At 47.8% G+C, this 11,574-nt stretch carries 11 protein-coding genes; 3 read left to right on the top strand and 8 right to left on the bottom strand.

Annotated features, from left to right (window positions below; all coding sequences use genetic code 11):
- Positions 1 to 135 precede the first annotated feature (135 nt).
- Both AAV35_RS01275 and serC read right to left on the bottom strand, forming a co-directional pair.
- Complete coding sequence (locus AAV35_RS01275) at positions 136 to 981, bottom strand: transporter substrate-binding domain-containing protein (RefSeq protein WP_008589126.1); 846 nt, start codon at positions 979 to 981, stop codon at positions 136 to 138.
- Positions 982 to 1,134: 153 nt separating this feature from the next.
- A complete protein-coding gene (gene serC / locus AAV35_RS01270; RefSeq protein ID WP_008589124.1) occupies positions 1,135 to 2,220 on the bottom strand; it encodes a 3-phosphoserine/phosphohydroxythreonine transaminase in 1,086 nt (361 codons plus the stop codon).
- 105 nt (positions 2,221 to 2,325) lie between these two features.
- On the opposite strand from serC, the gene AAV35_RS01265 reads away from it, so the two are divergent.
- From AAV35_RS01265 to ald, 3 genes are all read left to right on the top strand, one after another.
- On the top strand, positions 2,326 to 2,940 hold the full coding sequence (locus tag AAV35_RS01265; protein WP_008589122.1) for a class I SAM-dependent methyltransferase: 615 nt from the start codon (positions 2,326 to 2,328) through the stop codon (positions 2,938 to 2,940).
- Between the two features lie 88 nt (positions 2,941 to 3,028).
- Positions 3,029 to 4,243: a PucR family transcriptional regulator gene (locus AAV35_RS01260; protein ID WP_040609243.1), complete on the top strand. Its 1,215-nt coding sequence runs from the start codon at positions 3,029 to 3,031 to the stop codon at positions 4,241 to 4,243.
- A gap of 124 nt (positions 4,244 to 4,367) precedes the next feature.
- On the top strand, positions 4,368 to 5,486 hold the full coding sequence (gene ald, locus AAV35_RS01255; RefSeq protein WP_008589119.1) for an alanine dehydrogenase: 1,119 nt from the start codon (positions 4,368 to 4,370) through the stop codon (positions 5,484 to 5,486).
- 69 nt (positions 5,487 to 5,555) lie between these two features.
- On the opposite strand, the gene AAV35_RS01250 is transcribed toward ald, so the two are convergent.
- The 6 genes from AAV35_RS01250 to AAV35_RS01225 form a co-directional block, all read right to left on the bottom strand.
- A complete protein-coding gene (locus tag AAV35_RS01250; RefSeq protein WP_008589105.1) occupies positions 5,556 to 6,416 on the bottom strand; it encodes a MurR/RpiR family transcriptional regulator in 861 nt (286 codons plus the stop codon).
- A gap of 8 nt (positions 6,417 to 6,424) precedes the next feature.
- Positions 6,425 to 7,264, bottom strand: coding sequence for a carbohydrate ABC transporter permease (locus AAV35_RS01245; RefSeq protein ID WP_008589103.1), 840 nt, complete (start codon positions 7,262 to 7,264; stop codon positions 6,425 to 6,427).
- Between the two features lie 16 nt (positions 7,265 to 7,280).
- The gene (locus AAV35_RS01240) at positions 7,281 to 8,174 is read right to left on the bottom strand and encodes a carbohydrate ABC transporter permease (protein ID WP_008589102.1); all 894 of its coding nucleotides are present in this window, start codon (positions 8,172 to 8,174) and stop codon (positions 7,281 to 7,283) included.
- Positions 8,175 to 8,265: 91 nt separating this feature from the next.
- Positions 8,266 to 9,633, bottom strand: a complete 1,368-nt coding sequence (locus tag AAV35_RS01235) for an extracellular solute-binding protein (protein ID WP_008589099.1) — start codon at positions 9,631 to 9,633, stop codon at positions 8,266 to 8,268.
- Between the two features lie 49 nt (positions 9,634 to 9,682).
- Positions 9,683 to 10,594 (bottom strand): N-acetylmuramic acid 6-phosphate etherase, encoded by a 912-nt coding sequence (murQ, locus tag AAV35_RS01230; RefSeq protein ID WP_008589097.1) that lies wholly within the window; start codon positions 10,592 to 10,594, stop codon positions 9,683 to 9,685.
- Positions 10,594 to 11,532, bottom strand: a complete 939-nt coding sequence (locus AAV35_RS01225) for an N-acetylglucosamine kinase (RefSeq protein WP_008589095.1) — start codon at positions 11,530 to 11,532, stop codon at positions 10,594 to 10,596. Before AAV35_RS01225 ends, murQ begins: the two co-directional genes overlap by 1 nt.
- Positions 11,533 to 11,574: the final 42 nt, after the last annotated feature.

The following is an 11,574-nucleotide window of genomic DNA, read 5'->3' as shown; positions in this document are numbered from 1 at the left end:
GTATAAAAGTGGAAACGTCCGATTAATTAGAAGTCATAAAGAAAACAAATGATAAAATAAAAAAATGGCGAACGAACTTTGAATGGTTCGATCGCCGTTATCTTTGTTATTCATGGAATAAATAAGGAAAATAAATCACTCGATTCCTTCAATTTCTCTTATATCTTCTTCCGGCTTTTCTGATACGTCTTCCCCTCCGAAGAATTCTTTGGAAAGTTCGGTCAGCGTTCCGTCTTTCCTCATTTCATCCAGCGCACCATCGATTTTATCCCGGAAAGTATGTGCGCCTTCCTCGATAACCGCGCGCTGATTGTTCGTGTGGAATTTCAAATCCGGGTGCATGGTCACATCCAGTTGTGGCAAAGATTCTAGTGCCAGCCGTTGTAAATAATAGTCGTTGATGATCACATCCGTCCGGCCTACGTCCACATCCCGCAAATAAACGTCATTCGTCACGTTTCCATACGTTTTCAGTTCAGCTCCGAATTTTTCGGCAATGTCACTGTATACGGTAGTAGCTGCTCCCCCGGCTACTTTCCCTTCAAGGTCCTCCAGGGAGTCGTAGGACTCCACATCTTCCTCCCGTACAATCATAGTTGCATAGGAGTATTTATAAGGCTCACTATAGGAGTACTTATCTTTGATTTCCTCTCTCATACCGGCAGGTGCCACGTCCACTCTTCCTGAGGTAAGAGAGGCGAACATACTGTCGAAATCCATCTCTTCAAATACAATTTCAAGATCCAGCCGCTCACCGACTTCTCTCATAACCTCGACGTCGTAACCGGTAAGTTCATCCGAATCCTCCGGGTAATAAGAAGCCGGATACAGTGTGCCGGGGGTAGCTACTACAATCTCCCCTTCTTCCTGAATCTCTCTCCACGTCTCTCCTTTTTCTTCCGACTCTGTTTCAGAGGAGCCGCACGCTGCGAGAACTGTCGCAGCGATAGCCGCCATCAAGCCTGCTTTTACCTTTTTCACTATGTACCCTCTCCCGTTCCGAATCTTTTTTATCCTTTCTCTCGGATAGTACATTAAAGTAAGGTGACTTATTTGTCAAAATGAGTAAAACATTCCATACATTTAAATGTTCCAGTACGAAAAAAACCGCAGATACCTGCGGCTTTCCTCTTTCTATTTATTACGATGATGCTCAAACTCGTCCATGAAGCGAACGAGAGCCTGAACTCCTTCCTGCGGCATAGCGTTGTAGATGCTCGCCCGCATTCCGCCGACAGACCGATGTCCTTTCAACGTTTCAAGACCACGTTCTTGTGCTTCCTCCAGAAATTCAGCATCCGTTTGTGCAGAAGGACTGACAAAAGGGATATTCATGAGAGAACGACTGTCCTTCTTAACGGGAGAGGTGAAAAGATCGGAGTTTTCTATCGTTTCATATAGAAGATCCGCTTTCTCCCGGTTTATTTTTTCCATAGTTTTCAACCCGCCGAGACTTTCAATGTACTCAAACACAAGTTTCGCCATGTAGATTGCAAACGTCGGTGGCGTATTATAAAGCGACCCGGCATCGCTGTGCGTTTTATAATCGAGCATCGCCGGTACGTTCGCGTCTGCATGACCGATCAGATCGTCACGGATAATGACTACAGTAAGACCCGCCGGTCCTATATTCTTCTGGGCACCGGCATAGATAAGTCCGAATTTTGATACGTCCACCTCTTCAGACAGAATGTTCGAAGACATATCTGCAACAAGTGGTACGTCCCCCGTGTCAGGTATATTCCGGAAAGCCGTTCCTTCAATCGTGTTGTTCGTAGTAATGTGAACGTAAGAGGCTTCTTCATCAATCATATCTTCCGTTACTTCCGGAATGTACGTAAAGCTTCCATCCTCACTGGATACGATCACATTCACTTCCGCAAATTTCTCTGCTTCCTTCATCGCTTTTTTCGACCACGAGCCAGTGTGTACATAATCTGCTTTTTTCGAAGGACCGAGCAGGTTCATCGGGACCATGGAAAACTGCTGACTCGCGCCTCCCTGAAGAAAAAGCACACGATAATCATCCGGGATCTTCATCAGATTACGCAGTCCCTGTTCCGCCCCTTCAATGATTTCCTTAAACCAGCCGGAACGGTGGCTCAGCTCCATGACGGACATTCCCGAGTTTTTATAGTTCGTAAGTTCTTTTTGCGCCTGTTCGAGAACAGGAAGCGGAAGCATGGAAGGCCCCGCCGAAAAGTTGTAAATTCTCTCCATAACTTTCTACCTTCTCTCTAAAAAGTCTGACGATAATTGATATGAATGCATTATAAGGGATACACTTATTCATAGCAACACAAATTGACCAGGGAGGCGTTTGGCATGAGCGGAACGGAAGAAATCAAAAAAAGGTACGATCGTGTGTCCGGCGTTTTCGACATGATGGATCATATGATCAAAGATAAATGGAGAAAAGATTTACTGAAAGACCTGGACGGCTCCGTCCTTGAAATAGGAGTCGGCACCGGTGCAAACCTGCCTTTTTATCCGGAAACAGCAGAAGTGACAGGGATAGACTTCAGCAGGAAAATGCTTAAAAAAGCAGAAGAGAAAGCCGCTTTTCTTCCCGGTTCTATCGCACTCCGGGAGATGGATGCGGAAAACCTGGAGTTTCCAGATGATTCTTTCGATTATGTCGTCTCCACCTGCGTCTTCTGTTCCGTCCCTGACCCCGTCCGCGGTCTCCGGGAGATCAACCGTGTCGTGAAACCGGAAGGTAAAGTACTGATGCTTGAGCACATGCGGAGTGATACCGAATGGATAGGAAAAATGATGGACGTACTGAATCCGGTCGGCCTCCATATCGTCGGAGCTAATATAAACAGAGAAACGATGACCAACATCCAAAAAGCCGGACTGCGTGTAGAGGAACAGGAGCTTCTTTTTTCTACCATAATGAGAAAACTCGTTCTTACATCCGGGGATAATGGGAGATAACTATAAAACCTCTCCGGCGTTTCCTCCGACTGACGGATATCTTTCCAGCATGGTAAAATACAAACAAGAAATCAGAAGGAGCAATGCTATGTCACCTAACCGAGAAATCGATCAGATGCCGGATTCCCCTGAAGGCCTGGCTGACTATATTGCCGGAAAGCTTGGCTGTCCGGTCACAATTGAAGATGCCAATCACCGGATCGTCTCCTACAGCAGTCATGAAACGAACGTAGATAATGCAAGAAGTGCAACGATTATGCAGAGAAAAGTGCCGGAGCACGTAGTGAACGGCCTGTGGCAGGCAGGGGTCATGGGAAACCTGTTCGAAAGCGGGACACCGGTCTTCGTCTCCCCTCTCCCGGCCATCGGTCTCGGTAACCGCATTGCCATATCCGTCTGGAAAAACAAAGAAGTCCTCGGCTTCATCTGGGCTCAGACGGAACAGATAGAGATGAGCCACGACAAGATAAGTCAATTAAAGGAAGCGGCTTCTCTTGCTTCGAGACATCTCCAGAAACAGCGCGACAGAAAACGGGAAAAAGAAGAAAATATCCGAAGCTTTATGCACCGGCTCTTCCATGGAACTGCGGGGAGCCGTGCAGAGATTGAAAAGCAGGCCCGAAAACTTCATCTTTCTTTAGAAGGCAGCCTGTCAGTAGCCGCTTTGGAGTTCATGGAAGCCATCACCCCCTCTGTAGAAAGACATGCTTCGTACCTGACTGAAACATTCCGCCGAAAAAATATCACCTCTCATATGTTCGAAGATGACTCGCTTCTCCTCCTTATCCACACAAACGGGGAAGAGGCCGAGAACGTGACGCAGGAGCTGTTGCGGGACTTCAGGGACAAACTAAAAGAAAGAACCGGCATCTCGGATATCCGCAGTACTTACGGAAAAGTATGTAAAAGGCCGGAGGACGTTTACGTCAGTTATCATCAGGCTCAAAAAACGCTGGAACTGAAGAACCGCTATCCGGAAGCACTGGCCGGGGTGACAACCTTTCGGGAACTTGGAGTATATCAGTTTATTCAGGAAATCACTGTGCTTTATGAACAGGAGAACTATAAGAACAGCGTAATAGAAGCTATCAAAGCTTACGACCGGAGTCACAACACCAGCCTTTTGGAGACCCTCCGCTCGTTCCTTCACTACAACAGCACTCACCAGGCGGCCCGGCAGCTGCACATTCATACAAATACACTGCTATACCGGCTGAAAAGAATCAGGGAAATTACCGGCGCCGACCTTGAGGATACCAATCAGAAAACAAAACTGTTTATCGACCTGATCATTCAGGGATAGCGATTACCGTTTGTGTAATTACACAAATGAAAAGCCTCATTTTTTATTCTTCATCTAAATATTTATGCGCTTACATCAGTTATAATAGTAGATAAGAATTAAAATGGAAAGGTGGTCATTTTCTGTGATTGTCGGTATACCTAAAGAAATTAAAAACAATGAAAATCGCGTAGCTATTACACCTGCAGGAGTTCTGCACCTGAAAAAAACAGGTCACACTGTTCTAGTAGAGAAAGAGGCAGGCCTCGGTTCAAACTTCGCGGATAAAGAGTACGAAGAGGCAGGGGCTGAAATGATCGACAGTGCTGCTGATGTATGGGCTAAATCCGAGATGGTTATGAAAGTGAAAGAACCTTTGGAGTCCGAATATAAACACTTCAGGGAAGGACTTATTCTATTCACCTTCCTTCATTTGGCTGCTGAACCGGAACTTACGAAAGCCCTGACTGACAGCAAAGTTACAGCCATCGCTTACGAAACGGTAGCCTCGAACGGTAAACTCCCGCTGCTTACTCCCATGAGTGAGGTAGCCGGCCGGATGGCTACGCAGATCGGTTCCCAGTATTTAGAGAAATCCGATGGAGGAAAAGGTATTCTCCTTGGAGGCATTCCCGGCGTCTCCAGAGGAAACGTTGTCGTCATTGGCGGCGGGGTCGTTGGTACGAACGCCGCCAAAATCGCTATCGGTCTAGGAGCGAACGTTACGATTCTCGACCTTAACCCGGATCGTCTGCGCGAACTCGATGATCAGTTCGGCGGAGATATCCAGACGCTGATGTCGAATCCTATGAACATTTCGGAAGCCGTCAAACAGGCAGATCTGGTCATTGGCGCTGTCCTTATCCCGGGTGCTAAAGCGCCGAAACTGGTATCGGAAGATATGGTCAAATCCATGACCAAAGGCTCTGTCATCGTTGATGTAGCAATCGACCAGGGCGGTAATTTTGAAACAGTGGATCACATTACCACTCACGATGATCCTATTTATGAAAAACATGACGTCCTGCATTACGCAGTTGCAAACATCCCGGGCGCCGTTCCACGAACAGCCACTATCGGCCTTACAAACGTGACCATGCCTTATGCAGTCACTATAGCCGACAAAGGCGTCCAAAAGGCTGCCCAAGGTAATAAAGCCATCGAAGAAGGAATCAACACCATGAATGGACACCTGACTTACGAAGCAGTAGCTAAAGCCCTCGGGTATGAGTTCACTCCTGTATCTGAAGCATTTTCGTCTTAACTTCGAACAAAAGCCCCCTGAGTTTCCGGGAAACCGGAGAGTCAGGGGGCTTTTCGAGTCGGCATCTGTTCACTTAAGCCGTGTCATAATGTCCTGGATCTGTTCAAAATATCCGGAAGCTTCTTCGAAATGAGAAGTGACTACCTTGGTAAATAAAAGATCGATCATATGAAGCTGACCCATCCTTGAGGAGGTGGCCCCGCTCCGGAATGGAGCAGGAATTTCCCGGGACGCCGATATATACAAAGGAATATCGGCGAAAGACGCGACGGTATTGGAACCGTAACGGGTAATGCTGATCGTCACCGCACCTCTTCGTTTCGCTTCTTCCATGACGAGTGCCGTTTCTCTCGTTTCTCCGGAGAAAGATATGCCGATCAGCACATCTGTTTCTTTAATATTTGCGATATCCATCACTGCATTATGAACATCGGTAAATGCCGAGGTCGCGATATTCATGCGGAGAAATTTCTGCTGGGCGTCCTGAGCGATGATACCTGAGGCCCCCACACCGAAGAAATGCAGCCGGCGGGCCTTCACGACAGCATCTCCCGCTTTTTCCAGCCCGGCAAAATCCACCAGTTCCGTCGTCTCACGAATAGCCTGCATATTATTATTCGTCACTTTATCTACGATAGCATCCATCTCTTCCCCCGGCTGAATGTTGCGGTACGATGATGCCACTTCTTTCTGCAAATCGCCGGAAATCCGCAGCTTCAGTTCCTGTAGACCTTTCAGATCCAGCGATTTGCACAAACGCATCACTGCCGCTCCGCTCGTACCACTGAGTTCCCCGAGCTGAGCTGCTGTACAGTGGATCGCTTCGTGCGGATGGTCAAGAATGAATGCGGCAATCTTTTTCTCGGAAGGGGGAAGGTTTTCTTTCATTTCGGAAAGCATAACCAGCCCGCCTTTCAACGGCTGCTTCATGTTTACACCTACCCTTTGATGGCTCCTTCTGTCATTCCTTTAACAATACGCCGCTGGAAAATCGCGTACAGAATAATCACCGGCACGATGGCGATAACCAGACTCGCAAACAGTGTACCCCAGGAGTTCGTATACTGGGTTTCATTACTGATGTAATCGATGGCGAGAGCCAGCGTGTAGTTGTTTTCCGACTGTAAAAAGATGAGAGCCATAAAATACTCATTCCAGAACTGTATCATATTCATAATCGTAACTGTAATGATACCGGTCATGGAAAGAGGGGTGATAATTTTCCATAAGATTTTGTAAGGGCTCATGCCGTCTATGGCAGCAGCCTCTTCCAGAGATTTCGGAATCGTAGCCATAAAGCTCGTCAGTACGAAAATGCTGAAAGGAAGCTGACTGACAGCGTAAACGATAGCAAGACCGAAAATATTATCAAGCAGGTTCAGCTGCATAAGCAGGAAAAATAAAGGAATCCAGCCGAGCACCATCGGAATCATCATGGCGGAAATATATAGAGTGAACAGCAAACGGTTCCCGCGGAACCTGAGCCGTTCCAGTGCATAAGCGGTAGGTATTGCCATAACCAGCGTCAGTAAAGCACCCAGTCCCGTAACGATAAGACTGTTGAATACACTGATGTCGATGTTGTAATTGGACCAGGCGTCGATAAAGTTTCCGAAACTGAATGAATCCGGCAGTCCCCAAGGATTTGCGTAGATTTCCGCGTTCGATTTGAAAGCACCGAGAATCATCCAGAGGATCGGATACAGAACCGCCAGAGACCATAGAACAAGAGGAATTCTGACACCGATTTTCGTCCAAAATCCCTGTTTCCGTTTCACTTCGCCATCCCTCCTCTTAATATTCCACTTTCTCACGTCTCATGAAATACTGCATGATGAGTACGGTAATCAGAGAAAGTACTAAAATCATGACGCCTATCGTCGCGCCGTAGCCGAAATTATATTTTACGAAAGCTTCTTCATACAGATACGATCCCATGACGTGTGTAGCGTTGTTGGGGCCACCCTTAGTCATAACCTGTACGATGATGAAGGAACCGTTCAGCGTCGTAATGATGATATAAAGGATGGATATTTTGATCTGCGGCCAGACGAGCGGAAGCGTAATCTTCCAGAACTGCTGCCATCCATTGGCCCCGTCTATTTCGGCGGCTTCGTAGTAACTTTTCGAGATGTTTGAAATACCTCCCATCAGCATGAGCATGAACAGTCCGATGCCCGCCCATACAGACGGAAGCACGAGACTCGGCAAAGCCCACTTTTCGTTCCCGAGCCACGCTTTCGTCCACTCCCCGAGACCTAAATACTCCAGCCCGGAGTTCACGAGCCCGAGACTCGGATTGTAAATAAACATCCACAGTATCCCGATAACAACGACGGACATAATATTCGGAAAAAAGAACACGATCCGGTAGAACGGTGCTTCCTTTATCCTCATCTGCGTCAGAGCTACAGCAAAAAACGTCGCAAGAATCATAATGCCGATGATTTTTGTAATGACGAGAAAATAATCATGCCAGATCGTCGCCGGAATAATTTCGTCATTGAAAAGTTTCCGGTAATTGTCGAAGCCCGTAAATTCCGCCACCGAGGAAGATCCTGACCACTGAAAGAAAGAGTAGTAAAGACCGTTGACCAGAGGATACAGGGTGAATAAGGCAAACATGAGAAACGTAGGTACGAGGCAAAAAGCCAGAAACAGGTACCGTTGTTTTTTTGACTGGACCATACTTTCCCCCTCTTTTCATATAATCCGGGCAGACCGGTGAATTTGTGAAAAGAAAATACAGAGGTGCAGGTTCACACCTCCGTATCCACTCTTATTCCAGAGATTTGCGGTATTCTTTGGAAGCCTGTTCTGCTTCTTCCACGAATTCTTCTGCCGTAATATTCCCAAGCATGAGGGAGACCAGGGAGTTACTGATCGGCGTTTCGAGATCGGCACTCATCGGATGAGGTTTCTGATAGATTTGTACCTTATCCGGGTCGTTGATCATTTCGTTCGCCTGGATGAGGAATTCCGGCACATCGTCGGATTCCTTCAGATCGACACCCTGCAGGTTCATCAGTGCTCCGGTATGTTCGGAGAAAGAAGTGGCGTACTCTTTCGTATAAACGAACTCCACAAACGCTTTCGCCGCTTCAGGATTCTCGGCTTCTTCCGCGATAGCCAAAGGACGAAGGTCCGGTACAATCGCATAAGGTTCCCCTTCTTTCTGCATCGGAGACGGGATGAATCCGTATTCCACACCCTCCGGCTTATCTTTCGCCATTTCGTTCGGCAGCCAGAAACCTACCGGGATAAAAGCATTGTCATGGTTCAGGAAATTCATCTGGGACTGGGTATGGTTCAGAGCTCCAAAGTCCGGATCGATGTATCCTTCCTTCTGCATTTCTTCAATATTCTTGATGACTTCCATTACTTCATCACTGCTCCAGGCCCCTTCCTGACCCTGGATTGTCTGCGTCAGCAGTTCGTCACCGCCCCGGGCTCCAAAAGCCGGGTACATCATACCTCTCAGGAAGTAATAAGGATGCTGTCCTGTAGTAACAAATGGCGCGATACCTTCTTCGTCTTTAATCGTTCCCATCGTCTCCATGAAATCCGGGAAGTTTTCAGGCGCTTCCCATCCTTTTTCTTCAAACCAGGCGCTGTCATACCAGGTACCCCACGTATCAAACACGAGAGGAAGACTGTAAACTTCTCCGTCATACTTTGCAGGTTCCACGATAAAACTGTCTTTCAGCGGCGTGCCGTCTTCAAGTTCAATCTCATCCAGAAAACTGCTCAGATTCATAAGCTGCCCGTCTTCCACCATCTGAGTTTCACTCGATCCCGCACCATCAATGTAAACGACATCGGGCGGATCCTCCGAGACCCAGCGCGATCTCATCTCTTCGTTGATATTAGGACCTGCGTGTTCCTTGATAGAAACATCCGGATATTCTTCCTGGAAGTCGGCAATTACTTCCTTCCACCAGGAATCTCCGTACCCTCCGACAAAATACTGGATTTCAAGTTCCCCGGAAACTTCTCCGTCTCCCCCGTTTCCGGAGCTGTCCCCGCTTCCGGATGAATCTTTTCCGGAACTGTTTTCTTCCCCGCCGGACCCGGGTGCACAACCGGCTACAACCATAAAAACGAGAAGCAGTAACGCAGCAATTGTGTACTTCCAGCTTTTTTTCAACACAAATCCCCCTTGAATAATATTTATTTGAAGCCCTGAGGCTTACAAATCAATGTGAAGTAGAACTCTCGGCTTTTCTGAGGTAGCCATCACAGGCATCGAGAATTTCTTTCGCTTTTTCATAGGACAGATCTGCCTTCTTCATCATAATCGCTGTTTTCACTTCGTAGTTGGCATTCTTAAGCAGAAGGGAGGCTTCCTCCTCACTCGTTTCTGTAACCGTTTTCAAAATACTTTCCGCTCTTTTTCGGAGTTTGTAGTTACTTGCGTGTACATCCACCATAAGGTTCTCGTAAACTTTCCCGAGCTGTATCATAACGCAAGTGCTGATCATATTCAGAATCATCTTATGAGAGGTGGCGGCTTTCAGCCTCGTAGACCCTGTAAGAACTTCCGGACCGACGATGACTTCGATAGCTGTATCGGCATACGTGCTTATAAAAGCATCCGGGTTACAGGAAAGAGCCACTGTATACGCTCCCGCCTCTTCCGCTCTTTTCAGCGTCCCTACCGGATATGGAGTCCTTCCACTTGCCGTAATTCCAATTACGACATCCCGGTCATCGGGTGAGGCAGCGTCCAGATCCCGATACCCTGCTTCTTCCTCATCCTCCGCATTTTCTTTTGCCTGTTCGAAAGCTTCCCCTCCTCCGGCCATAATGGCCTGAACCTGATCCGGAGAGGTCATGAACGTAGGAGGACATTCGGAAGCGTCCATAAAACCGACGCGTCCGCTAGTGCCTGCTCCTGCATAAAACAGCCTTCCGCCTTTTTTCAAGCTCTCCACCGTCTTCTCCACTACTGCTGCAACTTCAGGGAGCACGCGCGCCACCGCTTCTGCCACCCTGGCATCCTCCCGGTTCATTATTTCAAGCATGCCCATAGTTGATTCCATATCAATGGACATACTGTCCGGGTTCCTGCTTTCTGTGACCAGGGACTGAAGTTTGTCTTCTCCCATCAGCACCCTCTCCTCTCTGTAAGTTTCGCCGCACCGGAAGACGGAGACGAATATATGTGCCGGATAAGACCCAGTCCTCCGGTTTCAACGTAGTCCCTGAATGTTTCCTGCATAAAAGAAGAATTGTTGAAAATTGCTCCTGCAGTAAAGACAGGAAGCTCCCCGTCCTCCCTTCTCATCTTATGATGCAGACTTTCGATATGGAGCACCAGTTCCTGCACAGCCTGCTCAAGTATACCTCGGACTTCCGGTAAATGTTCATGTTCAATCAGCGGCCGGGCGAGAGCGGCTATCTCCTTCTTCTGATCTTCCGCCTGGTAAAAGTGTCCGATCAGCTGCTCCGCATGCATAAGGCCGAGTTCCCTGAGAATAATCCCCGTTATGGAGGAGGGAGCTGCACGTCCGTCTCTTTCTTTAGTGATGCGACGCAGTGCCTTCTTGCCAATATCGAAACCGCTGCCCTCGTCTCCGAAAAGATGGCCCCAGCCGCCGCTTTTGAAAAACGCCCCATCCTCCACAGCTACAGCATTGGACCCCGTGCCCGAGATGATCAGCATGCCGCTCGTCATATCGGGATGCAGAGCCCCCTGAAGTGCAGCTTTACTGTCCGAAAACACATCGATTTTTAAATTTTCTGACATATTAAGTTTAAAAAAAAGCGACCGCAACCGTGTCATCAATTCTTCCTGTTCCTGAAAGCGTCCCGCTCCTGCTATTCCGGCTCCCACTGCTGTGACAGAGTCCGGAGGTATATGGAATTTCTTCATACCCTCTTCAATGAGTGCAGCAATTCTTTCGGCACTCGTATCGTATCCGGAAGCTCTCGGATTCGAACCGGGACCGAACAGCACATTATCTGTTTCATGAAGACTGCCCTTCCGGTAAAAAGCTACTTCCGTCTTAGAACCTCCTCCATCAACGCCAATGATGCAGTCCATTCAACCCCCACCTTTTTTATTACTAAGATTATAATATGATTA

It is taken from the genome of Salimicrobium jeotgali, assembly GCF_001685435.2.
GTDB classification, from domain to species: Bacteria; Bacillota; Bacilli; order Bacillales; family Halobacillaceae; genus Salimicrobium; species Salimicrobium album.
The sequence above is the reverse complement of the archived record's forward strand: the minus strand, read 5'-3'. Positions and strand labels throughout refer to the sequence as shown.